A 25,231-nucleotide genomic window follows, 5' to 3' on the forward strand; every position below is an offset into this window, starting at 1 on the left:
CAAAAATCGAGGGTCAGGCATTACTGCAGTCCTCATCTGGGGTGCCAGAAATGAGCTTTTTTAACTCATCATGGTTTACGATTTCCAGTTCTCGCTGCTCTACTTTTAACCAATCTTGTTGCCTAAATTTCGTTAGCAAGCGGCTGATACTTTCGACAGTCAGTCCCAAATAATTACCGATTTCTTCCCGCGTCATCCGCAACTGAAAACGATTTGCTGAGTACCCACGTGCCGCGTAGCGACCCGATAAATTCAATAAAAAAGCAGCCAAGCGTTGTTCTGCTCGCATACTGCCCAGCAGCAACATCACGCCTTGTTCACGGGTGATTTCGCGGCTCATCATTCGATGGAAGTGCCGCTGTAAGCCAGGAATCTCGCGAAAGAGGTCTTCGAGTTGCACAAACGGAACTTCACACACTTCGCTATCCTCAAGAGCGATGGCATCACATTGATGAATGTCGGTGGCAATCCCGTCCAGGCCTAGCAATTCGCCTGACATTTGAAAGCCGGTGATTTGCTCTGCCCCTGAACTCTCTACCTGAATCGCTTTGAAATGGCCAAAGCGAATGGCATAGAGATATTGAAACTTTTCCCCCATGCGATAGAGCGTTTCGCCCCGTTTAATTCGACGACGGCGACGGATAATGTCGTCCAAACGACTGATATCCGCTTCTGACAGACCGACTGGCAGGCAAAGATCATGCATTGAACACGTGGCACAATGTGTCTTAATTTGGTGCAGGGAGGCTGGAATAGCCGACTGTTTTGGCCCAGAAATGGGGCTAATCGATGAAACTTGTGGCAGTGTCATTTTGCACTCAAGAGCTTAACAAACCTGCCGATAGTATATCCCGTGGAGCTTGTTTTACTAAACTACCGCTGCAAACGGTAAAACAAGATGTCTCGAAGAAAAAGGAGCTGCTGTTCGGATTCAGCAGGTCACATGAAAAAGTGTCGTAATTTTTCCTCGTTACATGCCACATGACCGGCAGAACGTCAGGCAGAGTATGAAAAGCACGGCTTTTTGCTATAGGCTAGCGTTAAATATTTAGAGAATGACAGGGCTACGATGACAACACCTATCACAGTTGTTGACGATTCTGCGATGGCCAGGAAAATGCTGATTAAAGCATTACCTTCCACCTGGGATGTCGAAATTACCCAAGCAGCAAATGGGATTGAAGCGCTCGACGCTTACCGGGCCGGCAAAGCGGAAGTGATGTTTCTGGATTTACAAATGCCAGAAATGGATGGCTATCAGGCCCTTGAGCAGATGCGTAAAGAAGACTTAAATACATTTGTTATCGTTGTCTCCGCTGACATCCAGCCAATGGCACAAGAAAGAGTGTTATCCTTAGGCGCTATAGCTTTTTTGAAAAAACCCGTTAATCCCCAAGAAGTGGAAGCGGTATTAAAACAATATGGGGTCGAACTATGAGCGCCGACTTGCTTAACCAAGATCAGCGTGATGCGCTGCAAGAAGTCAACAATATTGCCATGGGACAGGCAGGTAAATCGCTGGCTGAACTCTTGGGTGTTTTTGTACAACTCTCTATTCCTCGTATCAATATTGTTGAGGCGGATCTTATTAATGAGTCGATGACCCGCATGGTGGGTGACGGCAAAATGGTGGCAGCCGTTCGGCAAGCCTTTAGCGGTCCCATGCGCGGTGAATCAATTGCCATTTTTAACGAACAAGGCTATCAAGATCTAGCCGATTTATGGGGCTATGATGGCAAGCTTGAGGAATCTGTTGAACGCGAGCTATTGCTTGATGTCGCGAATGTCTTGATTGGCTCCTTTCAATCTGGTGTCGCCCAGATTTTAGGGGTTGATATCAGTTTCTCGGCCCCGTCGATCATGGCTAAAGGCGTACCTGTCAATGATTTGATGAAACTGGATCAATTGACCTGGAAATACGCAGTTCTAATTGAAGTCAATTTTGCTCTTGAAGCGCGCAACTTTACCTGTCATTTAACTCAATTGATGCCTGAATCGTCCATCGAAAAACTACGCGAGTCTATCGATGCTTTCATGGAGTCTTTCTGATAAATAGGATTGCTCAGTGACGACTGACCCACAACATTTCTTGCCCGCCATTGTCGATAATTTCGAAGCGGGCATTTTTGTTTTAGATAAAAACATGCAAGTGGTGCTGTGGAACAACTACATGGCGTCGCGCAGCGGTAAGTCCGCGCCAGAGGTCTTAGGTAAGAATTTATTTGACGCTTTCCCTGATTTGCCAAAAATCTGGTTAGAAAAAAAATTACGTAGTGTTCTCGTTCTAAAAAATTTTGCATTTACCTCATGGGAACAGCGACCCTGGCTTTTCCCTTTCTCGCATAATCGTCCGATTACTGGCGGCGTGGATTACATGCAGCAAAACTGCGTATTTATGCCACTCAAAAATACTGACACAAATGAAATCGAGCATATTTGTGTCACCTTGTTCGATGTAACAGATGTTGCAATCTATCAGCGTCAACTAACCGAAGCACTCGAAAAACTGGAAATCAGCAGCATCACGGATGGCTTGACCCAAGTGTATAACCGCCGCTATCTGCAGCAACGCCTTGCCAGCGAATTTGCGCGGGTACAAAGAAGCCCTCAACCCCTCACGATGTTGATGTTTGACTTAGATCATTTCAAGAAAATTAATGATACCTATGGTCACGTAGGTGGGGATGAGGTACTAAAAACTGTAGCCAGCCGCGTCAAATCATTGATTCGAGCCCACGATGTCTTTGGTCGTTATGGCGGTGAAGAATTCACATTGATTTTGCCCGATACTGATCAAGCTGGGGCAATGACGCTAGCAGAGCGAATCCGTCTTGCGATCCAAGCCGAGCCTGTTATGTTTGGTGAAACACCGATCAAAGTTAGCACCAGCATAGGCTTGTGCTCTGTTAACGGACAGTTTAATAACCATGAAGCCTGGTTACAGGCAGCCGATGAGGCACTCTACGAGGCCAAGCATAATGGGCGTAACCAGGTTCGCGTCTACGGTCTGCCCTCTTCCGGCGCAGCCGCTCCCTAGGCCCTTTGGCAGCGTACTCTCCAGCCTAAGACGGGTTGAGATTCAATTCTTGAATTTTGCGAGTGATCGTATTTCTACCGATACCCAAACGTAGAGCGGCATCCAATTTACGGCCATGGGTGAAACGAAGCGCCTCTAAAATCAAGACTTTTTCAAACTCTCGAGTTAACTTGTCCATGATTTCAGGATCTCCCTCTTTGAGAGATTCGCTAACTTGGCGTGCCAATAAGTTAAGCCAATTTTCTGGTCCCGATACCGTTTCTTCAGCAGAACGGTTCTCCCCAAAGGGTGCCGATGACTTCCCTGTCGTTGGTCGTTGATTAATTGAGGCATTGAGCTGATCACGCAGCTCTTCAGGAAGATCTTTAATTTCTACTGTTTGGCTAGGTGCCATGACAGTCAGCCAATGACAAACATTTTCAAGTTGACGTACATTTCCCGGAAAGGGGAAACGCATCAATACCTCTGTTGCAGTATCACTGATACGTTTAGACTCGACACCCAATTCTTTTGCACTTTTTTGCAAAAAGAACCGTGTTAATAGCGGAATATCTTCGGCACGCTCACGTAAGGGAGGCAGGCGCAAACGAATCACATTCAGGCGATGAAAGAGATCTTCTCGAAACAAGCCCTGCTTAACGCGCTCTTCAAGATTTTGATGTGTCGCTGCAATCACACGCACATTGGCCCGCATGGGCTGATGTCCACCGACACGATAGTATTGACCATCCGAAAGAACGCGCAACAGGCGAGTCTGTAACTCTGCCGGCATATCACCAATTTCATCGAGAAAGAGGGTTCCCCCTTCCGCCTGTTCAAAGCGTCCACGTCGCATTGCCTGCGCCCCGGTAAAGGCACCCCGTTCATGGCCAAACAGTTCGGACTCTAAAAGGTCTCTGGGTATGGCGGCAGTGTTGATTGCAACAAATGGCGCATGTGTTCGTGGGCTGTGCTTGTGCAAGGCACGTGCGACCAATTCTTTCCCCGAGCCTGATTCACCCGTGATTAAGACGGTAACATTCGATTGACTTAGTTTACCTATTGCCCTGAAAACATCCTGCATCGCGGGGGCTTGCCCTAAAATTTCCGGCACATCGTCTAACTGTTCGGTTTCCTCATCACTGCGCAAACTTTCTTGAATAGCACGGCGGATCAGATCAACAGCAGGCTCGATATCAAACGGTTTAGCCAAATATTCAAAAGCGCCCCCTTGAAAAGCAGCCACTGCGCTATCCAGATCAGAATACGCCGTCATAATGATCACGGGTACATTGGGCAGAGCCTGTTTTACTTTTTCAAGCAGATGCAAACCGCTGGTTCCGGGCATTCTGATATCAGAAACCAGCACTTGTGGGGGGGGCAACTCTTGTAATGCCTCTAATACCGCATACGCACTACTAAACACCTCTACAGGGATGTTTTCGCGGGTTAAAGCTCGCTGCAACACCCAGCGAATTGAATCATCATCATCGACTATCCAAACGGATTTATTCATTTTTTCCATCCAACTGTAGCCCCAAAACGCGACAGCGTTTTAACGCTACCGCTCACTGTGTATCAGCCATACTGTCGAGCTCAGCCTTGCCATCATCACGCATGATCGACTATGGTAAGGGAATCAAAATTTTGAAGTCGGTATAGCCCGGCTCACTGACACACTCAATCATCCCATCATGTTGCTGAATGAATGTTTGTGTTAGTGTCAAACCAAGCCCACTACCACCTTCGCGTCCTGATACCAATGGCAAGAAAATTTTATCGATCAGGTCAACAGGGATACCCGGGCCGTTATCAATGATATGCAATTCCAATGCCAGCTTATAGCGATGGCGCGCAATCGTAATTTGGCGCGCAATCCGCGTGCGAAAAGTAATAGTGGCTTGATAGCCTGGCAAGGCTTGAGGACTGAAGTCCGCCAATACTTGAGCCGCATTCTGGGCAACATTCAACAATGCTTGAATGAGCTGCTCGTTATCACCGCGAAACTCAGGAATACTGATATCGTAATCACGAATAATATGAATTTGTTTTGGGTACTGTGCTAACAATACACTGCGCACCCTTTCACAGATTTCATGAATATTGACATCCCCAATAATTCTTGGTTTTCGATGCGGTGCCAATAAACGATCTACCAAGCTCTGCAACCTTGCAGACTCTTTGATAATGACCTGGGTGTATTCAGTAAGCTCTGGGTTAGTCAGCTCACTCTCTAGGAGCTGTGCTGCGCCACGAATTCCTCCCAGAGGATTTTTGATTTCATGCGCTAAATTACGTATCAATTCTTTATTGGCCTGGCTTTGTTCAAGCGTTCGTTCTTCACGATCCAGACGTAACTGCTGCTCTGCTGTGACAAACTCCAATAGCACGCTGTCAGTTTCAAGAATAGAAGAAACTGTGAGCAGCGTAGGAAGAGGCTCCGGGCGCCCAATTTTCTGCAGGTTAAACAGCAAACGATGGATCGCATAGCTCTCCTGCCGGACTTCTGCCAGAACTTTGGTTAATTGTTCTTCCGAAATAAAGTGCTGTACAAACGGTTTCTCACCGAGCTGCAATACCGACAATTCAAGGAGATCTTGCGCCGTAGTATTGGCGTAGTCAACCTCCCCGCGCTGGTTGAGAATAACGACGCCAGTGGTTAGCCAATCCCAAAATGGACTGGCTTCACGCCATTTTTTTGCGATCCGACGCTTACCTAAAGCCCAGTTTTTAGACGATATAAACGAGGCCATGCGAGATTAATTTGGCGGTATATTACGCAATTCGCGCTTCAACCCTTCAATATTTGCTTCACTCCGCGCAATATCCTCACGAATTTTTTGCACTCGATCTAGGTATTTTTGATAGTTTCGTTCATCGCCACGACGTTCCGGCTCACCATTATTAAACTCTTTACGTAGGTCACCGAGTTTTTGTTCTTCGCTTTTTAACTCTTCTTGCAAAATTCGACGACGCTCTTCATCACGCACACGCTGGGAACTGGTATCGACACGCGGGAAATTACTGCTACCCCCTCCTGTCGTTACCCCACGCTGCCCAGGATTCCCGACATTTGCGCCCGTATTACCAGGATTATTGGGTTTAGAGGCAGGCACCGTGTTCAGTGGCTGCAATTCCAATTTTCGACAACCTTTTCCCGTACCGACATTTTGATAGGTGCGATTGCCCTGCTCATCAACACAGAGAAAAATTTCATTCTGAGCATGAGCCCATGAACTGAACAGGCAAAGAGCCAAAAGAAACCAACAGCGCTGAAACATAACAGTATTCATCTGAAGCAATCAAAAGAAATCAATGTAACTACCCAACCGCAGTGTATGGGCAGAGAGGGGGATTGACAAGTCGCCCGCCAAACTGCGGATTTTAAGTGACTATTTGACAGCTTAAATCCAACATTAGTGCCGTATAAATCACAAGGGGCGGTCAAGCCGCCCCTTGTTACTTGCTATTTAACCAATCGCCATTGATTACGAGCCATAGTACATATCGAATTCGATAGGATGCGTCGTCATACGGAAACGGGTTACTTCTTCCATCTTCAGGGCAATATAAGCATCGATCATGTCGTTACTAAATACCCCACCCCGTGTCAAGAACTCACGGTCTTTGTCCAAAGCTTCTAACGCTTGATCTAGAGATGAGCATACGGTTGGGATTTTTGCATCCTCTTCCGGTGGCAAGTCATAAAGGTTTTTATCGGCTGCATCGCCAGGGTGAATTTTATTTTGTACCCCATCTAAACCAGCCATCATCATGGCGGCAAAGGCAAGATAAGGATTCGCTAATGGATCTGGGAAGCGTACTTCAATTCGACGCCCTTTGTCGCTAGCGACATAAGGAATACGAATAGAAGCGGAACGGTTGCGCGCTGAGTAAGCCAATTTAACCGGGGCTTCAAAGCCTGGAACCAAGCGTTTGTAAGAATTGGTCCCTGGGTTAGTAATCGCATTCAGGGCGCGCGCATGCTTGATAATCCCGCCGATGTAATACAGCGCAAAATCTGACAATCCAGCATAGCCATTGCCTGCAAATAAGTTCTTCCCATCTTTCCAAATCGATTGGTGGCAATGCATCCCTGAACCATTATCTCCCACCACTGGTTTCGGCATAAAGGTGGCTGTTTTACCGTAAGCGGCAGCAACATTCCAAACCGTATATTTCAGGATCTGAGTCCAATCTGCGCGCTTTGTTAAGGTGCTAAAGACAGTTCCAATTTCACACTGCCCAGGTGCAGCAACTTCATGGTGATGAACCTCAACAGGAACCCCCTGTTGCTCCAGCAGCAAGCACATCTCCGAGCGCATATCCTGGAAAGAATCGGTCGGCGGAACGGGGAAGTAACCGCCCTTTTTTGCAGGCCGATGAGCCAGATTACCACCTTCGTAGTCGATACCGGTTGACCAAGGGGCCTCTTCAGATTTGATTTTTACAAAACTGCCCGACATGTCGTCACCCCAGACAACACCATCAAAAATGAAAAATTCGGGTTCTGGGCCAAAATAGACGGTATCACCAATGCCAGTCGATTTCAGATACGCTTCAGCACGTTTCGCGGTTGAGCGGGGGTCACGATCGTAACCTTTACCGCTTGACGGCTCAATCACATCACAGGTGATGATCATGGTTGACTCTTCGCGGAATGGATCGAGGCGAGCCGTATCGGCATCAGGAAACAATAGCATGTCAGATGCTTCAATCCCTTTCCATCCTGCAATCGAAGAACCATCGAAGGCATGACCTGAGTCAAATTTATCCGCATCAAACATTTTGCTGGGTACAGAGACATGCTGCTCTTTGCCTTTGAAATCAGTAAAACGCAAATCAACGAATTTCACATCGTTATCAGTCATCAGCTTTAGTACGTCGTTGGCTGTTGCCATGCCTATCTCCTGGTTGGGTCTAAAAAATCTTTACAGTCGGAACAGTGCTGCCTGCAGCATTGTATGTCCGATTCGTGCCTAATTACATCCACCTCGCATCAGTACAATCCCGCATGATGCAGAAAGCTGACTGTTCAGCACACCAAGTACCCCATTAGCACTTTTTGTGCCACAAAAGCGGAGGGGCGGCCGCCCAATTTGATGCCCCCTCAGAGGGGATCTGCGCCGAACAGCAACGGAATTGTGCTCGAACTACCAGCTTGCGCACCAAAAAAGGGATTTAATTTGCACCAAAATGAATCTATCCCCATTTGCGGGCATGGGGAATTCATCCTGCTTGGCCAGGATAGGACACAGAATCATGATATAAAGCCAAACAACTTAAATCTGCCCAATACAGGTAGAAATCCCTCACACAGGGTAGAAGTGGAGACTATGAAGCCGGGTTTTTATACCATCATGGCCGCGCAATTTTTTTCGTCGTTGGCCGACAATGCCTTACTTATTGCGGCGATTGCGCTGCTGGCAGAACTCAATAGCCCAGCCTGGATGAGCCCCCTGCTCAAGCTCTTTTTTGTTATTTCCTATGTGGTTTTAGCGGCCTTCGTCGGTGCCTTTGCGGATTCAATGCCAAAAGGCCGAGTCATGCTGATTACAAATAGCATCAAAATTGTGGGCTGCAGCATGATGTTTTTTGGTGTGCATCCCCTTCTTTCCTATGCCGTCGTAGGATTTGGTGCCGCCGCCTACTCCCCAGCCAAATATGGCATTTTGACTGAATTACTCCCGGCAGAAAAGCTGGTTGCAGCGAACGGTTGGATTGAAGGGTTGACAGTGGGTTCGATTATTCTGGGGACCCTCGTGGGGGGGTTACTGATTAGCCCCAAACTATCTGCTACCTTGCTTGGCTTAGATTTACCGTTCGTGCAAACGGGTATTGATAGCCCCGCAGAATCAGCGATTGTCATTATTGCCATCATTTATTTGCTGGCCGCATTTTGCAACCTGCACATCCCGGATACCGGGGCGCGCTATCCGCACCAAGAGCGACACCCACTGAAACTATTGGTGGAATTTAGCCACTGTTGCCAAACACTCTGGAAGGATAAGCTTGGCCAGATTTCATTGGCGGTCACCACGCTCTTTTGGGGTGCTGGCGCCACACTCCAGTTCATTGTCTTAGATTGGGCGTCAGAGTCATTGCACTTACCGCTTTATCAAAGCACTTATTTGCAAGGTATCGTGGCAGTCGGTATCGCGGTAGGCGCTATCAGTGCGGCATCACGGATTCCATTAAAACGCTCACTATCCGTTCTGCCGATGGGTGTTGCTATGGGGGTTTTATCTGCGGGACTCGGGTTCTACGATGACACTTTCTTTGTTGGGCACTATATTTCCTTCAACCTGTTTGGGCATGCTTTAAGTTTGCCTTTATATCTCGCGGTGGCAGGTATTCTCCTAATGATTATCGGCGGGTTTGCTGGTTTTTTTGTTGTCCCCATGAACGCTCTTTTGCAACACCGAGGACATATCCTGATGAGTGCAGGCCACTCGATTGCTGTGCAAAATTTTAATGAAAACCTTAGTGTGCTGAGTATGCTTGGGCTTTATGCCCTACTTTTGAAAGTAGATATCGGTGTCGATATTGTTATTATCAGTTTTGGTGTTTTTGTGGCGGTGAATATGTATTTGGTTATCCGCTGGCACCAAGCCAACCAGCGCGCCTTTGATGCAACAGCCTTAATCGGCGAACACAAACATTAACTAACGCACATGTTGCTGGTAGGTGCGCCGAGCCAATTGTAAATCGGCCCAAGTTTTCCCTTTTTCTCCCAGCGCGCGCAGCAGATAAGCTGGATGGTAGGTCACTATCGTGGGGATCGTTTGTCCTCCTTGGGTTGAATAATGATGCACCCGTCCACGTAACGCCCCTATCGCCGAGTCTGTATTTAAAATTGTTTGTGCTGCATAGCGCCCTAGTAAAATTAATATTTTGGGTTGCACCTGCTCAATTTGCTGTGTCAGATAAGGCTGACACGCCGCAATTTCTTCGGGCGCTGGATTACGATTATTCGGGGGCCGACACTTCAAGACATTGGCAATATAAACGGCCTCACTGGGTGTCGTTGCGTGCCGACTCAAGCCGATGCTGAACAGCAAGTTATCTAATAACTTGCCAGCTTGGCCCACAAACGGCTGGCCCTGTTGATCTTCTTCGGCACCCGGGGCTTCACCAATCAACATCCATGCGGCTTGTTCGTAGCCCGCACTGAACACCGTTTGCGTTCGGGTCTGACATAAACCACATAAGCGGCAAGCTTTAACAGTCTCAGTCAACACGGGTAAGGTCATCGAAGGCGCAGATAATGCCTGCACTGACGTGCAGCCGCTGTGTTCAATATTCCCCAGAGAAGGCTCAACCGCTAGGGCAGCTTCAGGCTGGACCGCTGTCTGAGTTTTTAAGCGCCAAGTAGGCCCCAAAGTATTTAACAGAGCCTGACGGCTGGAGAGAGAGGAAATATCAACCATACCGAATCAACAAAAAGAATGGGCCATGACAATCGCATCTTCGCGCTGCGCAAGGCCGCTAGCGTCGAGGCCAGCTGGGTAATATCCTTTGCGACGCCCCACCGCACTGAATCCCATCGAGGTATATAGGGCAAGCGCCGCAAGATTACTAGGACGAACCTCGAGCAACATGCGACTCGCCTGTGTTGATTTAGCCCAATCCAGCAAATATCCCAAAAACTGGCGGCCATACCCTTGACGATGCACTGCCGGGACAATACTGAAATTCAGTAAATGATATTCATCCAAGCTGATCATAACCATAGCATAGCCGATCAAGTATTCTTGCTTAAATAGCATCCATCCCTGGTAACCCGCCGCAAGTGAATCCATGAAATTACCCCGCGTCCATGGAAATCGATATAACACTTGCTCCACAGGCAAAATAGATTCCAAGTCTTCTACTCGCATAGGTCGGGCGGTTAATGATGTCGCCGCTAGCGTATTGACAAAGCCTCTCATGACTGAGACTGCCGCAAATCTGGCCTGCCCAGATACTCAGGATTCCCCTTAGCCGCACGCTCTGCAACGGTTTGAGCGACTTTATTGCGCACATAAAGAGGTTCTAGCTTTGCCGGATCATGCTGCCAGCTCCCCTGCGCCATTACTGCTAACTGCACGAGTTGCCTTGCGCTTGGCTGCAAAGCTGAAGCTAATATGTGCATGGTTGGAAAGTGCGTTTGCAGTTCAGACAGCTGACTGTCGAGTTTAGCAACACCTGATCCAGAAAAATAGAGAACGGCTCCAGGGTGAATGTACTGACAGAACCATGATGGAAAATCAGCGGGCGACATCAGGCTTGGTGCTACCACGCATTGCAAAGCATTCGTACCCGAGGAGGCCTCTTGATAGACTGCCGCATAGAGTTCACCCATTCTGGCATCAAAGACCGGAATGAAATAAACCGGCTCTTGGGCGGCAGACGCAGAGGCTACAGAGATACCCGAAATCTCGGCCGCCATCTCAGCAGCAAGAATAGCCAAACTGGACACCGCATAATAGGGTTTGTTCCATGCCCAGGCCAATGCTTGGGTGCAAGCAACCCCTATTCTTAATGCCGTAAATGCGCCTGGTCCCTGCCCTATTGCCAAGCAAGACAGAGCGTGGGGAGCAAGCTCAGCCTGTTCAAGCAAGGCATGGATGACTGTCAAAATTGCCCCCGAGTGCTCCTGTGGTGCAGGCTGGTGATAACTGAAGAGTTGATCCCCATGTGCAACCGCCACCGACAAGTAATCCCCTGATGTTTCCAGGGCCAGCAAGCGCTGCCCCGCAAAATCACCACGGGAAACGCGGATAGCAGCAAGATCAAGTGAATCCCGACGAGGAGGCAGGGAGAAAGAAGATAAGGTCATGCCCCTATTGTAAAGGATGCGCTTTGCGGAACGCGATTATTTAGTCGAATGCAGACAGCTATCCACTGTGAGCTGCGAGCAAGCTAAACTTAACGCAGCTCAGGCGTATCGATAACGGCCTGCACAGGGGGTTGAGCTGGCCGCTCCAAACGACGTTGGTGCGCTTGTCGGATCGACTGCCGCAAAGCATGACGCTCATCAGGCGATAAATGTCGGCGACTGGGTAAAGGGGGTAATACACTGGCCCCGTAGTCAGATATTTCCTGATGGCGAAACCCTTTACGCCCTTCCGCCGTAAAACCCGAGGGCCGATACGCATCCATCATCCGAGAATTGGGCGAATGAGCGGGTAAACGGGAGGCACGCGGCGTGCCATAGACTGGGTCAGCACCAAGACGGGTTTCAGGAAAAGTATGCCGCACGCCTGCCGCTGGATAAGGCCGCTGCAAAGGCTCTGTATTCGCCGAAGCAAGGCAACATTCGATTGGCAACAGACAGCCGCCAACCAAAAACGAAATCCAACATGTTGATGAAAAAACTGGCTTCATAGCAGAGCAGACAGCGATAAAATAACATTTAATGAATCATACTCTGTCGATACTTAAGTTGTTTCACCAGCGCCGGAGAAAGTGATTGTCTTTTTGTAACAAGCCGTTTCTTGGCTTGTTACAGGGGGGGCAGCTTGGGTTATGGTCACAACAAGATCAACGCCCACCCAGTATCGAACAGAGAGGATAACTTCGATGGATAAAACCAAAACCACTCCCCGTATCTTGGTTGTTGATGATGACCAGCGTCTGCGTGACTTATTACGGCGTTATCTCAGCGAGCAGAATTTCAATGTTTATGTGGCCGAAAACGCCATCGCAATGAATAAGCTCTGGATCAGAGAAAGGTTTGACTTGCTGGTCTTGGATTTAATGTTACCGGGCGAGGATGGCTTATCAATCTGCCGCCGCTTGCGTGCTGCTGATGATCAAACCCCGATTATTATGCTGACAGCGCGAGCCGAAGAAGCGGATCGCATAACTGGGCTAGAAATTGGCGCCGACGACTACCTGGCCAAGCCCTTTAACCCGCGTGAGTTACTGGCCCGAATTCATGCAGTGTTGCGTCGTAAAGCGCCAACTGAAGTGCCAGGAGCGCCATCCCAAAGCCAAGAAATTATTCACTTTGGCGATTTTGTTTTAGACTTGGCGACACGCCAACTGAGCAAGAATGGGGAGGATATTCCGCTCACTACGGGTGAATTTTCAGTGTTAAAAGTCTTCGCACGACACCCACGGACGCCACTATCACGCGAAAAACTGATGGAATTGGCGCGAGGACGGGAGTACGAAGTTTTTGATCGCAGCTTAGATGTCCAGATCTCCCGACTGCGCAAATTACTGGAGCCAGACCCAACCAAACCTCGCTATATTCAAACCGTATGGGGATTGGGTTACGTGTTCGTGCCCGATGATGTCACTAGCCCTACAGAGACTGTGCAGACGAGCGTTTCTGGACGCCAGCCGATTGATTCATGAACCCCAAGTCTGTTACTGACTGGTTGACCCGCTTAAAACAAGTCAAAAGGGTTAACCCGATTTCGCGTTGGCGAAAGATCAGATTAACGCTGTTCTGGCGGACCTTTTTACTGATTGCCCTGCTACTCGGACTGAGTCTGTTTGGTTGGTATCGTTTTTTTGTCTGGTTTGAGCGCGGCCCCCGCGCCCAGCAATTTGCCGAGCAACTCGTTAGCGTCGTTAACCTCACCCGTACCGCCCTGATTTATGCTGACCCGCGTGAGCGACAAAACTTATTAAGCGAGTTGGCTTTTAATGAAGGCATACGGGTATTACCGCTGGAACCCAATGATGTGACTACGCCCCTCCCCGATCGTAAATTAATTCAGATGGTGCGGGGCTTTATCCAGCTTGAATTGGGTACAGAAACGCGCATCGTTGGTCGGGTTAATGATCAACCCGGTTTTTGGGTGAGCTTTTCGATCGAAGATGATTGGTACTGGGTCTATTTTCCAGCCGAGAAAGTCAACCGCATTCCTGCGTTGGAATGGCTGAGCTGGGGCTTAATTGCCATCTTGCTTTCTGTCGTTGGTGCGCTGATTATCGGACGGTTTTTAAATCGCCCTCTGGCACAGTTAACTAAAACCGCCAAGCAGGTAGCCAATCGCCAACTGCCTGAGGCCCTCCCTGTGCGCGGCCCGATGGAAATTCGCTTACTCACCAGCGCCTTTAACCACATGCTCCAAGACTTACGTCAAAGTGAAGAAGACCGAGCATTGATGCTTGCCGGGATTTCTCATGATTTACGCACCCCACTCACACGCTTACGGCTGGAATTAGAAATGGCGCCACTTGATCAGTCCAGTCGGGATGGCATGGTTGGTGACTTGGATCAGATGGAAGGTATTGTGCGGCAATTCACCGATTTCGCACGGCTACAACATACCGATTTACTAAAAACAGATATTGAACTAGCCACCTTAATCGAAGAGACCCTAAAACCCTATCTGCAACGCCAACAGATCGACCAAACGTCACTCAGCCTACATACAGCGCTTGATTCAGTGCCACCGATTCGAGGCAACCCGCAAGAGTTACAGCGAGTGCTGATTAATTTAATCGAAAATGCCCTCCATTATGGCCACCTATCAAGTTCATTAGACCAGCCCACTGCCGCTATTCCTGTTCGTCTTGATATCAGCTTGGTGCAACAGGGGCAGACCGTTATCCTGACCATGCGCGATTATGGCCCTGGCGTTCCTGAATCCGCCTTACCCATACTCACCCAACCCTTTCGGCGTCTTAACAGCGCCCGTACCGACACAAAAGGAACCGGCCTTGGCCTCGCGATAGTCGACAGGATAGTGCGCCGCCATCAGGGGCAGTTGATCATTCGCAATGCGGCGCCATCCGGGCTGGCCTTTGAACTGCATTTTCCGCTTCAAGCCAAAAAGAGAACACCTAATAGCAGCCCAATGCGGTTGCCTGCCAACACGTCACAACCAGATCAGCAGGCGTGAGCATGACGCGAAAAAATGCCTTGGGCCTGATTCTTCCTGTTGTCATCGGTTGTTACATGCTGTCTTTTTTTCATCGCTTTGCACCGGCAGCCCTTGCCCAGACACTCGCGGTGAGCCTCAATAGCAGCGCGACTGCACTAGGCATCCTGGCATCGAGTTACTTCTATGTCTATACCGTAATGCAAATTCCCACGGGCGTGCTAGTTGACGCTTTAGGGTCAAGAGTGGTCCTCACAGCGGGTGGCATTGTCGCCAGTATTGGCAGTCTGATCTTTGCCTTGGCGATTTCATTGGAGTACGCCGTGATCGGACGCACCCTAATTGGGCTGGGCGTTTCGGTGACGTTTATTGCAATGCTGAAAATCCTGGCACAAAGCTATCCGGCTGGACGCTTTAGCAGCATGGTCGGGCTCTGTATGTTGCTCGGCAATCTGGGGTCTGTTTTTGCCGGCACCCCACTCGCTTGGCTAACACAGCAAATCGGTTGGCGCCTGGTTTTCGCTGGACTTGCTCTGCTTAGCCTTCTACTCGCCGGCTTATGTTGGCGACTGCTCAAACAGCCCCCAATTATTCTGCCCGCTAACACAGCGCGTACTGGCTCGAACCAACCACAACAAGCCGTAAGAAAAACAATGATTCGCGCGCTGGCGAATGTGATTCAAAATCGCGAAACATGGCCTGCTGTCCTGATTAATTTAGGTATTTCTGGCAGCTTCTTTGCCTTTGGCGGCTTGTGGGCTGGCCCCTGGCTGCAACAAGTGCATGGTTTGACAGCAGGCGACAGCAGCCAACTGTTATCACTCTACTTCGGCGGATTTGCGATTGGCACGTGGCTAATTGGCACACTCTCAGATCGCTATCAGCGCCGTAAACCTTTTTTAATCGTCGGTAGCCATTTGTATGCCTGTTGCTGGCTCGCTATTTGGAATGACTGGCTACCGAGCGTAAGCTATTTTTATCTTTGCGCGCCGCTGTTCGGTCTGCTTACAGCGACCTTTGTTCTAACATGGCCGTGCGCTAAAGAAGTCAATGACCCGGCTTATTCGGGTATTTCCACGGCGGTGACCAATATGGGCGGCTTTACCGGTGGTGCCTTGTTGCTGCCTTTAATTGGCTGCTTGATGGATCGGGCGTGGGACGGATCGGTGATCGGTGGCGTCAGGCAATATCAGCCCGAACACTATGCAACAGGCTTTACCTGCCTATTGTGTTTTGCGCTATTGGCCGCTGTGATCAGCTGGCGTATCCGTGAGACCCACTGCCAACAGCAACACTAAACACCGATTACGGATGCGCTCTTACTGGTCGCTGAAGGGTAAAAGGACTATCCCTTCAGCGATTGTCATTGCTAGCCTAGTGTGCCGAAGGCGTGCGGATTAGATAATCAAAGGCGGACAGAGCAGCCTTGGCGCCGTCTCCCGTTGCAATAATGATTTGCTTATAGGGTACGGTCGTCACATCCCCCGCCGCAAAGACGCCCGCGACGCTGGTTTGCCCTTTGGCATCCACCACAATCTCCCCGTGTTTGGATAATTCCAGCGTCCCCTTGACCCACTCGGTGTTGGGAACCAAGCCAATCTGCACAAATACGCCTTCGAGGTTAGCGTGCTGGCTTTCATTATTGCGTCGATCCAGCCAGGTAATGCCATTCAGTTTATTCCCATCACCCGTGAGTTCGGTGGTTTGCGCCATGGTGTGGATGGTGACATTCGGCAAGCTTTGCAGTTTCTTGACCAACACCGCATCCGCACGCAATTGTTCACCGAACTCCAGCAAGGTCACATGCTGCACGATGCCCGCCAAATCAATCGCCGCTTCTACGCCGGAGTTACCGCCCCCAATTACGGCGACCCGCTTGCCCTTAAACAAGGGACCATCACAGTGCGGGCAGTAAGCCACGCCCTTGTTTTTGTACTCGGCTTCGCCAGGTACGTTCACATTCCGCCAGCGTGCCCCGGTCGATAAAATCACACTCCGGCTTTTTAAGGTGCCGCCATTTTCAAATTCAATGGTGACCAACCCGCCCGGTTCGCTCGCAGGAATGAGCCGGGCTGCGCGCTGGCGATTCATAATCTCGACGTCGTATGCCTTGACATGGGCTTCCAAGGCGGCAGCGAATTTCGGGCCGTCCGTTTCCATCACCGAAACGAAGTTTTCAATGGCCAAGGTATCGTTGACCTGACCACCAAAGCGCTCAGCCGCAATGCCAGTCCGAATGCCTTTACGGGCGGCATACACGGCCGCTGCGGCTCCAGCAGGGCCACCACCTACGATGAGCACGTCGTAGGCGTCACGCGCTGATAATTGCGCGGCCTCACGGGCGGCGGAGCCAGTGTCTAATTTCGCCACAAGTTCTTCAACCGTAATACGGCCAGCATGGAAGTGTTGCCCATTCAGGTAAACACTGGGCACCGCCATAATTTCGCGGGCAGTCACTTCGGCTTGGAACAGGCCACCATCAATCACCGTCGTTTTGATGCGTGGATTCAAAATCGCCATCAAAGACAGAGCTTGCACGACATCGGGACAATTATGGCAACTCAAGGACATATACACTTCAAAGTGATAGTCACCGCCCAGCGCACGAATTTGCTCAACCACCGCCGGTTCGACTTTGGGCGGATGGCCACCGGTCCAAAGCAAAGCCAAGACCAGTGATGTGAACTCATGCCCTAGGGGAATGGCCGAAAAATTGAGGCTGAAGGGCTGATCGGTGCGTTGCAGATTAAAGGAAGGGCGACGGATGCTCGCATCCGATGCATCCTGAGCAGCATCCGCGACGCGCAAAGTAATTTTTTCATTGAGGGCGACAATGTCTTGCAACAAGCCATGCATTTCTTGGGCTTGGCTAGAATCATCCAAATGCGCAACCAGCTCAAAGGGCTGCGAAACACGTTGCAAATAGGCGCCGAGTTGTTGTTTGAGGTCTGCATCCAGCATGATGGTTCCTTTCATACAGGCGCGGGCAACCCCGACGCCTCGTTAGTCGTTTTCAATCGTTTCATTTCAGAGGCTTCGGTGCCAAGACCCAGTAACCACGCGAACAGCCACTAGACCCTCACAGCGAAGCCCCAAACAGCGGGGCTTCTAGGCTGACTGAAGCTTAGATCTTGCCAACCAAGTCCAATGAAGGCGTCAGAGTTTTAGCGCCTTCGTTCCACTTCGCAGGACATACTTGGCCAGGGTTGTTAGCCACATATTGCGCTGCTTTGAGTTTACGTACGGTCTCTTTCACGTCGCGAGCAATCGCGTTGTCATGCACTTCAGCAGTTTTGATGACCAGATCAGGATTGATCACAAACGTACCGCGCAGTGCCAAGCCTTCTTCTTCGATGTGTACGCCAAAAGCACGGGTCAGTGCATGCGTAGGGTCACCCACCAATGGGAACTTGGCTTTGCCCACGGCTGGGGAAGTTTCATGCCACACTTTGTGGGAGAAGTGAGTATCGGTTGTCACGATATACACTTCCGCACCGGCTTTTTGGAACTCGGCATAGTTTTCTGCCGCATCTTCAATTTCGGTTGGGCAGTTGAAGGTAAAAGCGGCGGGCATGAAAATTAAAACAGACCACTTGCCTTTGAGGCTCTGCTCGGTCACCTCAACAAACTTACCGTTGTGGAAAGCTTGCGCTTTGAAGGGCTGAACTTGGGTATTGATTAGTGACATACAAATGCTCCTGTTGGTTGAAGAAGAGAAGAACGTTTTAAATCACTGCTAACGTTGAACGTATAGTAAAGCGGTTTCAATGATACGTAAAATTGATTGATTAAATTAAGTTGATTGTTAATTACTATAACAGGGCGGTCAACTAGCCGTCAATGCCCAATATTTTAGCAATAACACCTTTAGCTACAAAACCCAACATCCCGAAGGAAAGCACCAGAAACAGGACAAACGTCCCGGTTTTACCGGCGTTGGACTCTTTGGCCAATTTGAAAATAATGAAGCACATATAGGCGATTAAACCGCCGACCCCTACCGTAACACCCAATTGTGTCATTTGCTCTTCTGAAATACCGAACATGGTTATTCCTTGAATGAAGATGAACGGGTATGATTTTGCCTGATATTGCTGGTCACCTTCATGAAAAAGCAAGAAACTAAGCGCTATACATGGCTACTATCGATCCATTACTCCTTGAAAAACTCCTGGCGCGCAGTGCGCTAGGAGACCACCAAGCCTTTGCGGCCACCTATCAACTCGCTTCACCGCAACTACTTGGCGTGATTCTACGTATATTGCCGCAACGGGCTCGCGCCGAGGAAGTCTTGCAGGAGGCGTTCGTCAGTATTTGGACGCATGCAGGAGAGTATCGCGCAAGCCTGGCAGCGCCAATGACCTGGATGACCACCATTGCCCGCAATAAGGCATTGGATGTGTTACGACAGCGCAAACACCAAGAACTCACCTTAGAGGATAGCGAGACACACTTTGACATAGCAGATGAAGCGCAAGACCCGTTGGGACTGTTTGACCGCGCATGTCACACGATGCGAATTGCAAACTGCATGCAAACACTAAACCCCGCGCAGCGACAGGCACTGGCACTCGCCTACTATCATGGCTTGTCTCATGCGGAGTTAGCCGCGCACATGACAACCCCTCTCGGCACGATCAAAACATGGGTCCGCCGAGGTTTAGAGCGGATGAAACATTGCTTAAATAGTCTCAGTCAACCTCAATCGCAGCCAGCAGCGGAAGGTCAAGAATGAATTATCAGCACCCTGCCCTACTCGATAAATTGGCCGCTGAATATGTGCTGGGTACGCTTAGTGGCGGTGCTCGCCGACGTTTTGAAACGCTTTTAAACGAATCACATGCCGCCCGCATCAGTGTTCAAGGCTGGGAGAATCGAATCCAGATGTTGAGCAACAGCATCCCGCCCGTGGCGCCAAATAAACAAGTATGGGACAAGATTTATCAACGCATACAGCCCACAAGCCCGAATAAAGATTGGTGGCGAATGCTAATCCCGGTTGCGACTTTTGCGAGTGGTTTATTAATTACGGTGGGTATCCTTATACAGAACCCAGGCTGGCTCAATTTACAACCACGCCCAACGACACTGCCAGCCAGCTACGTTGGTTTTTTATATGATGCCAACCATGCCCCACTCCTTATCACAAGCGCACTGCGCCATGGCAAGACCCTCAGTATCAAATGGCTAAAACCAATCACCAGTTTACCGGCTGAGGCTCAATTAACGCTCTGGGCCATTCCGGCTGATGGCAAACCATTCCTGGTAGGACAAATCCCGCCCACAGGTAAAGCAGACTTAACGCTGAGTGAGCCTGCAGAAAAAATCTTCTTCAAGGTCAACAAACTGGCATTGACTAAGGATGGACGCGCTCCAAACGCAGAGAACACCCTGTTTAGCGGAGATTGCGCAAAATTTTGGTAAGCCCTGCATCCATCTGACACTGAGATTCGTATAAAGAAGACCCACTGGTATGGAATGACAAACACAGGGGGACTTCAACAATTACTCAGTGAGGAATTTCATGCAGATGCGTCAGTCTTTTATTCAGCTATGTTTAGTTAGTGCCCTGTCTACGAGTCACTTGTTACAAGCTGCGCCCTTCGATACAGCGCCAGCAGCAGTAACAGCCGCACAGTCGGCTTATGAAATTGGCAAACAAGCCGCACTTGATAAAAACTGGTCCTTAGCGCTGAAAGAGCTGAAAAAAGCGGAGGCGGCAGAGCCTAACAATGCCGATGTCCACAACATGCTGGGTTACACGTATCGCTGGCAGGGTCAATTAGAATTAGCCTTCCAGCACTACCGCCGCTCTCTGGAACTCAATCCCAACCATCGTGGAACGCACGAATACATGGGCAAAGCCTTCTTAATGAATAAACAGCCAGAAGAAGCGCAAAAGTTGCTCGCTAACCTCGAGAAGATCTGTGGCAAAAGCTGTCCTGAATATAAGAGTTTAGAAATCGCCATCACGAACTATAAGCCCCAGTAAGTGATATTAATCAGTCGGATAGCAAAGGATTGATAGGCATGCAGACAGGAGCGGTATTCGCGCCTGTCATGCACTGCCCTATCCTGTTTTTGTGGCGTGATACGCATTGGATCAAGTCCCAGCCCACTATTTCGGCAGCCATCGGGTAGGCACAATCCCGTTGACGAGCGCACTCCCAAGCAAGACAAAGAAACCGCCAATCGGTAACCACCAGGTTAAAGATTCATGGAGAAATAACACCCCCCACAAAACGCCAAACACAGGAATCAAAAAAGTGACGGTAAGGGTCTTGACCGGACCAACCGCAGCAACCAGCCTGAAGTAGAGTACATAGGCCAAACCGGTACAGATCACGCCTAAAGCGATCAATGGCAGCCAAGCAGATACTGCGTTAACTTGTGGCGCAGGACTAAGATAGGCCAAGGGAAATAAAATCAATACCGCCGCCCACATACTCAAATGCGCGTTAGAAAAAGCCTCTACCTGCGCACTACGCCACTTGGTATAAGCCGTTGCAATGCCATAACACAATGGTGCTAACGTTGCAGCGAGTAAGGCATACCAGACTTGGTTACTGTGAAAATTGAGGTGTGCTTGCTGAACATAGTCTGCGGTCAGCACCCCAACCCCTAGAAAGCCTAGCGACAGCCCTAACATCGTCTGCGACGTGAGCGGGGATCGCAACCAGAGCGCCGCAGCAAGCGCGCCAAAAATCGGGGCAAGCGCATTAAATATTGATAGCAGTGAGGCAGGCAATGTCTGTGCAGCATACGCAAAAAGCACAAAAGGAATGGCCGTATTGATTGCCCCAACAATCAGAAAATGGCCCAAATTCCCGCGTAGAGATAGCGGCCTCCGCTGCCAAAGCGCAATCAGCCCAAGAAAAATTGCGGCAAACAATACGCGATACTCAATCAGCCAAACCGCCCCGAATACCGGCACTGCAATGCGCATAAATAGAAAAGAGGCGCCCCAAATTGCCGCCAGTAAAATTAGTTCGACAAGATGTGCCCATGCCATAGTCAGTATTATTCAATTATGTTTTAGAGTGTATCAGTGTGCCACAGACTTAAATGGCGAAATATCCGTTTTGGCAGTTGATGACACCGTTATTCGCTGTTTGCGGCAAAATGACTTAGCTTGATAATCCCTTAGTTACGGCAGGCTTCCCGCGCACAGTAGATATTGCTGGTAAAAAAAAGTATTTCATGGGATAATCCTTTTGCTTTGTTGTTAAAAGCTTATTTCATCGCCTCTGGCCCTATTGCCCTCTTGCTCGCAGTTTTGAACTTCCATTTCGGCAGTTATCTGGTTAGCGTCGATGTCGCGCAGAGTTAACCAGATTGCCGCACAAACAGATCATCACTATTTCGATCTACTTGTTTGCTGGGTAAACAGGAAATCTTTTGCAGGATACTCTTTAGAAAAGATATCTGCAGGTCATGTCCTGATCCTATCAATACGTTCTCAGGTTTAGTTTCTGCTTTTTCCATATAGCTGGCTGCTATAGCGCCGGCTGTTTATTGTTGAAAGTCATTATGTCATTTGATTCATTAGGTTTACACCCTGCCCTCGTTAATGCCGTTAAACGCGCCGGCTATACCGACCCCACCTCAGTTCAAGCCGCTGCGATACCCCTCGCCCTTGCAGGGAAAGATTTGCAAGTCTCTGCAGCAACCGGAAGTGGTAAAACAGCCGCCTTTATGTTGCCCGCCCTTCACCGTCTGACAGAAACTAACCCGATCAAAAGCAAAGGCCCCCGCGTTCTGGTCCTCACACCCACGCGTGAATTGGCACAACAAGTAACCAAAGCCTGCACCACCTATGGCGGTGCGCTGCCTCGCTTACGGGTTGCCAGTATTTTAGGGGGCATGCCATATGGGGCCCAATTAAAAACCTTAAAAGAATTCGTGGATGTCATGGTGGCCACACCAGGTCGCCTACTCGATCACATGGAGCGCGGCAGTGTTGATTTCTCTCGGCTCGAATTATTGGTGCTAGACGAAGCAGACCGCATGCTCGACATGGGCTTCCAAGAAGACATCGAAAAGGTCGTGGCAGCACTACCAGCGAACCGTCAAACCATGCTGTTCTCCGCAACCTTTGACGGAGCAATCGCAGGCATGATTCAACGCATTCTGCGTAATCCACAAAAGCTCGAAATCGCAACCCAGCGAGATCAGCATACGAATATCGCCCAACACATGCACTATGTTGACAACCTCAACCACAAAGAAGCCTTGCTAGACCATTGGCTACGAGATGTAACGGTTGATCAGGCGATTGTCTTTACTGGTACCAAGCGTGAAGCAGATCGCTTATCTCGCATTTTGGATGAACAAGGCCACGCCAGTGCAGCACTACATGGCGACATGCAGCAAAACGCGCGTACCCGCACCCTGAACAAACTACGTCGCGGGCAAATCCGTGTTCTCGTCGCCACCGATGTTGCCGCACGCGGCATTGATGTACCAAGCATCACTCATGTGATTAATTTTGATCTGCCAATGCAAGCAGAAGATTATGTCCACCGTATCGGTCGTACAGGACGTGCGGGGAAAAATGGGATCGCTATTACGCTTGTTTCACCTCAAGAGCGCTTTAAATTAAAACAAATCGAACGCTTTACCACACACAAAATTCCGGTTCAGACCGTTGCAGGATTAGAGTCTAAATATGTCGAACGGCCAGAAAAGGAATTCAAAGGAAACGGACGCCCCAACGACCGAAAATTTGGTGAGCGTAAATTTGGAGATCGCAAGTTTGGCGACCGTAAACCCGCCGAGCGCAGCTTTGGCGAGCGTAAATTTGGTGATCGTAAGCCCACTGAACAACGTTTCGGTGACAAGCCATTCGGCGACAGAAACTTTGGCGACAAACCGCAGTTCAACGCCCGTGGTGATCGCCCTGCTCGCACCGAAGGTACGCCATTTCAAAAGCGTGAAGGCGGTCCCGCTCAAGGCGCCCGTCAAGGCGAACCCCGCCGCTTCAGCAACCCCAATGGGGGTCAAGGTGAACGCAGCGAACGTTCATTCCGCAGCCGTAGTGACGGCCAAGGCCGCGGTCGCAGCAGTGGCCGTGCAGGTTACAGCAACTGGTAAGCTAATTTAAATCAGGACAATGCCCCGTAGCATCTATAAAACGCTACAGGGCATTTTTTTAAGTTCAAGCAGATATTCGAGCAATACAAGTACTTGCTATCGAAATCATTTTGACGTACCATAAGTTTATGGTGAGTGACAGACACAAGCCAATCAATATTTTTGGGGGATTCCCATGAAGACGCAAGGCAATGCAGCCAACGCTGTAGTCAATATCTCTAGCAATAACAATCTACGTTTTGATTTTCTTGTTTTTATTGGTCGGTTTGAACCATTCCACAATGGTCACAAAGCGGTCGTTGATCGAGCATTAACAATAGCAAACAAAATTGTTTTTGTGATTGGCTCCGATAAAAAGCCCCGCACACTCAAAAACCCGTGGAATGTTGATGAACGGATTGTTATGATCCGTCGCTCGTTTCCCGAAGAGCTTCAGGCATCCTTAGTTTTTACAACTGTTTGCGACGTTTTGTATAACGATGAGCAATGGATTCGCTCAGTACAAGATCAAGTTAATACTGCAGTTTTAGAGCAAAGCGGCAATGAGAGCGCACGTGTTGGTTTGATTGGGCACGACAAAGACGCTTCTTCATACTATTTAAATATGTTCCCGCAATGGGAAAAAATAGATGTTCCTGACATGGGGGGATTGTCCGCTACTCAAGTTCGCGATGCATGGCTAGACAACAATAGCAACCAGAATGGTAACGACATGCTAATTGAGTCAGCCGTCCCGCGCCCTGTTTATGATTTCTTACTCAGTTTTAAACGTATGCCAGCCTACACTCAGCTGGTTAAAGAACACGAATTTATCAAACAATACAAACAAGCCTGGTCTGCTGCGCCCTATGCGCCTACATTTGTTACTACTGATGCTGTTGTTATACATTCAGGTCATGTGTTGCTAGTAAGGCGGCGAGCTGAGCCAGGCAAAGGCTTATGGGCATGGCCTGGTGGCTTTTTGAATCAAGATGAGCGTATTCTGGATTGCTGTATTCGTGAATTACGTGAGGAAACGCGTCTGAAAATCCCGGCACCGGTCTTACGCGGTTCGATCAAAGCGCAGCGTGTATTTGACCACCCAGATCGCTCCAGTCGAGGCAGAACGATCACCCATGCATTTTTATTCGAGTTTCCCACGGGAGATTTACCTGATATTCGTGCCTCTGATGATGCCGACAAAGCACGCTGGGTACCGCTCTCACAATTTTTTGGAATGCGTGATCAAATGTATGAAGATCACTTTGATATTGGCAGTTATTTCTTAGGCGCTGTTTAATTTTCATCACAGGATAGA

25 protein-coding genes are annotated in these 25,231 nt (G+C 49.3%); 12 read left to right on the top strand and 13 right to left on the bottom strand.

Going from position 1 to position 25,231, the window contains the following annotated elements; genetic code table 11:
* Positions 1–13 precede the first annotated feature (13 nt).
* Positions 14–811 carry a fumarate/nitrate reduction transcriptional regulator Fnr gene (gene fnr / locus DU000_RS02850; protein ID WP_114401811.1) on the bottom strand — a complete coding sequence of 266 codons (798 nt, stop codon included), beginning with the start codon at positions 809–811 and terminating at the stop codon, positions 14–16.
* 258 nt (positions 812–1,069) lie between these two features.
* Between fnr and DU000_RS02855 the strand changes: the two genes are divergently transcribed.
* The 3 genes from DU000_RS02855 to DU000_RS02865 are packed head-to-tail and all read left to right on the top strand — an operon-like array spanning position 1,070 to position 3,037.
* Positions 1,070–1,438, top strand: coding sequence for a response regulator (locus tag DU000_RS02855; protein ID WP_114401812.1), 369 nt, complete (start codon positions 1,070–1,072; stop codon positions 1,436–1,438).
* Positions 1,435–2,049 carry a hypothetical protein gene (locus DU000_RS02860; RefSeq protein WP_114401813.1) on the top strand — a complete coding sequence of 205 codons (615 nt, stop codon included), beginning with the start codon at positions 1,435–1,437 and terminating at the stop codon, positions 2,047–2,049. The genes DU000_RS02855 and DU000_RS02860 overlap by 4 nt, the downstream gene beginning before the upstream one ends.
* Before the next feature lie 16 nt (positions 2,050–2,065).
* The gene (locus DU000_RS02865) at positions 2,066–3,037 is read left to right on the top strand and encodes a sensor domain-containing diguanylate cyclase (RefSeq protein ID WP_240001767.1); all 972 of its coding nucleotides are present in this window, start codon (positions 2,066–2,068) and stop codon (positions 3,035–3,037) included.
* Positions 3,038–3,062: 25 nt separating this feature from the next.
* Here the strand turns inward: DU000_RS02865 and ntrC are convergent, their stop codons facing one another.
* From ntrC to glnA, 4 genes are all read right to left on the bottom strand, one after another.
* On the bottom strand, positions 3,063–4,532 hold the full coding sequence (gene ntrC, locus DU000_RS02870) for a nitrogen regulation protein NR(I) (protein ID WP_114402088.1): 1,470 nt from the start codon (positions 4,530–4,532) through the stop codon (positions 3,063–3,065).
* Positions 4,533–4,641: 109 nt separating this feature from the next.
* The gene (glnL, locus tag DU000_RS02875; RefSeq protein WP_114401814.1) at positions 4,642–5,769 is read right to left on the bottom strand and encodes a nitrogen regulation protein NR(II); all 1,128 of its coding nucleotides are present in this window, start codon (positions 5,767–5,769) and stop codon (positions 4,642–4,644) included.
* 6 nt (positions 5,770–5,775) lie between these two features.
* Positions 5,776–6,309 carry a DUF4124 domain-containing protein gene (locus DU000_RS02880; RefSeq protein WP_240001768.1) on the bottom strand — a complete coding sequence of 178 codons (534 nt, stop codon included), beginning with the start codon at positions 6,307–6,309 and terminating at the stop codon, positions 5,776–5,778.
* A gap of 195 nt (positions 6,310–6,504) precedes the next feature.
* The gene (gene glnA, locus DU000_RS02885) at positions 6,505–7,917 is read right to left on the bottom strand and encodes a type I glutamate--ammonia ligase (RefSeq protein ID WP_114401816.1); all 1,413 of its coding nucleotides are present in this window, start codon (positions 7,915–7,917) and stop codon (positions 6,505–6,507) included.
* Between the two features lie 435 nt (positions 7,918–8,352).
* Here glnA and lplT point away from each other — a divergent pair, with 435 nt between their 5' ends.
* Positions 8,353–9,681: a lysophospholipid transporter LplT gene (lplT, locus tag DU000_RS02890; RefSeq protein WP_114401817.1), complete on the top strand. Its 1,329-nt coding sequence runs from the start codon at positions 8,353–8,355 to the stop codon at positions 9,679–9,681.
* On the opposite strand, the gene DU000_RS02895 is transcribed toward lplT, so the two are convergent.
* The 4 genes from DU000_RS02895 to DU000_RS02910 form a co-directional block, all read right to left on the bottom strand.
* Positions 9,682–10,446: a uracil-DNA glycosylase gene (locus DU000_RS02895; RefSeq protein ID WP_114401818.1), complete on the bottom strand. Its 765-nt coding sequence runs from the start codon at positions 10,444–10,446 to the stop codon at positions 9,682–9,684.
* Between the two features lie 6 nt (positions 10,447–10,452).
* Positions 10,453–10,947, bottom strand: a complete 495-nt coding sequence (gene rimI, locus DU000_RS02900) for a ribosomal protein S18-alanine N-acetyltransferase (protein WP_114401819.1) — start codon at positions 10,945–10,947, stop codon at positions 10,453–10,455.
* On the bottom strand, positions 10,944–11,837 hold the full coding sequence (gene tsaB, locus DU000_RS02905) for a tRNA (adenosine(37)-N6)-threonylcarbamoyltransferase complex dimerization subunit type 1 TsaB (RefSeq protein ID WP_114401820.1): 894 nt from the start codon (positions 11,835–11,837) through the stop codon (positions 10,944–10,946). Before tsaB ends, rimI begins: the two co-directional genes overlap by 4 nt.
* 89 nt (positions 11,838–11,926) lie before the next feature.
* Positions 11,927–12,346, bottom strand: coding sequence for a hypothetical protein (locus tag DU000_RS02910; protein WP_147266950.1), 420 nt, complete (start codon positions 12,344–12,346; stop codon positions 11,927–11,929).
* A 234-nt stretch (positions 12,347–12,580) separates the two neighbouring features.
* On the opposite strand from DU000_RS02910, the gene ompR reads away from it, so the two are divergent.
* The 3 genes from ompR to DU000_RS02925 are packed head-to-tail and all read left to right on the top strand — an operon-like array spanning position 12,581 to position 16,139.
* Complete coding sequence (gene ompR, locus DU000_RS02915; RefSeq protein WP_114401822.1) at positions 12,581–13,363, top strand: osmolarity response regulator transcription factor OmpR; 783 nt, start codon at positions 12,581–12,583, stop codon at positions 13,361–13,363.
* Entirely contained in the window at positions 13,360–14,862 is a 1,503-nt protein-coding gene (locus DU000_RS02920; protein ID WP_114401823.1) for an ATP-binding protein, read from the top strand. The genes ompR and DU000_RS02920 overlap by 4 nt, the downstream gene beginning before the upstream one ends.
* Positions 14,863–14,864: 2 nt before the next feature.
* The gene (locus tag DU000_RS02925; protein ID WP_114401824.1) at positions 14,865–16,139 is read left to right on the top strand and encodes an MFS transporter; all 1,275 of its coding nucleotides are present in this window, start codon (positions 14,865–14,867) and stop codon (positions 16,137–16,139) included.
* Between the two features lie 76 nt (positions 16,140–16,215).
* Here DU000_RS02925 and ahpF read toward each other — a convergent pair whose 3' ends face one another.
* The 3 genes from ahpF to DU000_RS02940 form a co-directional block, all read right to left on the bottom strand.
* Positions 16,216–17,802 carry an alkyl hydroperoxide reductase subunit F gene (gene ahpF / locus DU000_RS02930; RefSeq protein ID WP_114402089.1) on the bottom strand — a complete coding sequence of 529 codons (1,587 nt, stop codon included), beginning with the start codon at positions 17,800–17,802 and terminating at the stop codon, positions 16,216–16,218.
* A gap of 163 nt (positions 17,803–17,965) precedes the next feature.
* Positions 17,966–18,529 (bottom strand): alkyl hydroperoxide reductase subunit C, encoded by a 564-nt coding sequence (gene ahpC, locus DU000_RS02935; protein ID WP_114401825.1) that lies wholly within the window; start codon positions 18,527–18,529, stop codon positions 17,966–17,968.
* 142 nt (positions 18,530–18,671) lie between these two features.
* Positions 18,672–18,887, bottom strand: coding sequence for a DUF2788 domain-containing protein (locus DU000_RS02940; RefSeq protein WP_114401826.1), 216 nt, complete (start codon positions 18,885–18,887; stop codon positions 18,672–18,674).
* Positions 18,888–18,976: 89 nt separating this feature from the next.
* On the opposite strand from DU000_RS02940, the gene DU000_RS02945 reads away from it, so the two are divergent.
* The 3 genes from DU000_RS02945 to DU000_RS02955 all read left to right on the top strand — a co-directional run bounded on the left by DU000_RS02945 (position 18,977) and on the right by DU000_RS02955 (position 20,833).
* Positions 18,977–19,576: a sigma-70 family RNA polymerase sigma factor gene (locus tag DU000_RS02945; RefSeq protein WP_114401827.1), complete on the top strand. Its 600-nt coding sequence runs from the start codon at positions 18,977–18,979 to the stop codon at positions 19,574–19,576.
* On the top strand, positions 19,573–20,265 hold the full coding sequence (locus tag DU000_RS02950; protein WP_114401828.1) for an anti-sigma factor: 693 nt from the start codon (positions 19,573–19,575) through the stop codon (positions 20,263–20,265). The genes DU000_RS02945 and DU000_RS02950 overlap by 4 nt, the downstream gene beginning before the upstream one ends.
* Positions 20,266–20,371: 106 nt before the next feature.
* Positions 20,372–20,833: a tetratricopeptide repeat protein gene (locus DU000_RS02955; RefSeq protein WP_158529612.1), complete on the top strand. Its 462-nt coding sequence runs from the start codon at positions 20,372–20,374 to the stop codon at positions 20,831–20,833.
* A 126-nt stretch (positions 20,834–20,959) separates the two neighbouring features.
* Here the strand turns inward: DU000_RS02955 and DU000_RS02960 are convergent, their stop codons facing one another.
* Positions 20,960–21,853 (bottom strand): DMT family transporter, encoded by an 894-nt coding sequence (locus DU000_RS02960; RefSeq protein ID WP_114401830.1) that lies wholly within the window; start codon positions 21,851–21,853, stop codon positions 20,960–20,962.
* A 518-nt stretch (positions 21,854–22,371) separates the two neighbouring features.
* Here DU000_RS02960 and DU000_RS02965 point away from each other — a divergent pair.
* Both DU000_RS02965 and DU000_RS02970 read left to right on the top strand, forming a co-directional pair.
* Entirely contained in the window at positions 22,372–23,934 is a 1,563-nt protein-coding gene (locus DU000_RS02965; RefSeq protein ID WP_114401831.1) for a DEAD/DEAH box helicase, read from the top strand.
* 175 nt (positions 23,935–24,109) lie between these two features.
* Positions 24,110–25,213: a bifunctional nicotinamide-nucleotide adenylyltransferase/Nudix hydroxylase gene (locus DU000_RS02970; RefSeq protein ID WP_114401832.1), complete on the top strand. Its 1,104-nt coding sequence runs from the start codon at positions 24,110–24,112 to the stop codon at positions 25,211–25,213.
* Positions 25,214–25,231: the final 18 nt, after the last annotated feature.

Origin of the sequence: Parvibium lacunae, from assembly GCF_003335215.1 — a bacterium.
Lineage (GTDB): Bacteria > Pseudomonadota > Gammaproteobacteria > Burkholderiales > Burkholderiaceae_D > Parvibium > Parvibium lacunae.

Bases quoted from the DNA above. Each gene is read 5' to 3' on its own strand.
- glnL (WP_114401814.1), bottom strand. From the start codon at position 5,769: ATGGCCTCGTTTATATCGTCTAAAAACTGGGCTTTAGGTAAGCGTCGG.
- DU000_RS02960 (WP_114401830.1), bottom strand. From the start codon at position 21,853: ATGGCATGGGCACATCTTGTCGAACTAATTTTACTGGCGGCAATTTGG.
- DU000_RS02970 (WP_114401832.1), top strand. From the start codon at position 24,110: ATGAAGACGCAAGGCAATGCAGCCAACGCTGTAGTCAATATCTCTAGC.
- ompR (WP_114401822.1), top strand. From the start codon at position 12,581: ATGGATAAAACCAAAACCACTCCCCGTATCTTGGTTGTTGATGATGAC.
- DU000_RS02945 (WP_114401827.1), top strand. From the start codon at position 18,977: ATGGCTACTATCGATCCATTACTCCTTGAAAAACTCCTGGCGCGCAGT.
- glnA (WP_114401816.1), bottom strand. From the start codon at position 7,917: ATGGCAACAGCCAACGACGTACTAAAGCTGATGACTGATAACGATGTG.
- DU000_RS02855 (WP_114401812.1), top strand. From the start codon at position 1,070: ATGACAACACCTATCACAGTTGTTGACGATTCTGCGATGGCCAGGAAA.
- DU000_RS02925 (WP_114401824.1), top strand. From the start codon at position 14,865: ATGACGCGAAAAAATGCCTTGGGCCTGATTCTTCCTGTTGTCATCGGT.
- DU000_RS02965 (WP_114401831.1), top strand. From the start codon at position 22,372: ATGTCATTTGATTCATTAGGTTTACACCCTGCCCTCGTTAATGCCGTT.
- DU000_RS02860 (WP_114401813.1), top strand. From the start codon at position 1,435: ATGAGCGCCGACTTGCTTAACCAAGATCAGCGTGATGCGCTGCAAGAA.
- DU000_RS02895 (WP_114401818.1), bottom strand. From the start codon at position 10,446: ATGGTTGATATTTCCTCTCTCTCCAGCCGTCAGGCTCTGTTAAATACT.
- rimI (WP_114401819.1), bottom strand. From the start codon at position 10,947: ATGAGAGGCTTTGTCAATACGCTAGCGGCGACATCATTAACCGCCCGA.
- DU000_RS02950 (WP_114401828.1), top strand. From the start codon at position 19,573: ATGAATTATCAGCACCCTGCCCTACTCGATAAATTGGCCGCTGAATAT.
- DU000_RS02880 (WP_240001768.1), bottom strand. From the start codon at position 6,309: ATGAATACTGTTATGTTTCAGCGCTGTTGGTTTCTTTTGGCTCTTTGC.
- lplT (WP_114401817.1), top strand. From the start codon at position 8,353: ATGAAGCCGGGTTTTTATACCATCATGGCCGCGCAATTTTTTTCGTCG.
- ahpF (WP_114402089.1), bottom strand. From the start codon at position 17,802: ATGCTGGATGCAGACCTCAAACAACAACTCGGCGCCTATTTGCAACGT.
- DU000_RS02920 (WP_114401823.1), top strand. From the start codon at position 13,360: ATGAACCCCAAGTCTGTTACTGACTGGTTGACCCGCTTAAAACAAGTC.
- fnr (WP_114401811.1), bottom strand. From the start codon at position 811: ATGACACTGCCACAAGTTTCATCGATTAGCCCCATTTCTGGGCCAAAA.
- DU000_RS02940 (WP_114401826.1), bottom strand. From the start codon at position 18,887: ATGTTCGGTATTTCAGAAGAGCAAATGACACAATTGGGTGTTACGGTA.
- tsaB (WP_114401820.1), bottom strand. From the start codon at position 11,837: ATGACCTTATCTTCTTTCTCCCTGCCTCCTCGTCGGGATTCACTTGAT.
- ntrC (WP_114402088.1), bottom strand. From the start codon at position 4,532: ATGAATAAATCCGTTTGGATAGTCGATGATGATGATTCAATTCGCTGG.
- ahpC (WP_114401825.1), bottom strand. From the start codon at position 18,529: ATGTCACTAATCAATACCCAAGTTCAGCCCTTCAAAGCGCAAGCTTTC.
- DU000_RS02955 (WP_158529612.1), top strand. From the start codon at position 20,372: ATGCGTCAGTCTTTTATTCAGCTATGTTTAGTTAGTGCCCTGTCTACG.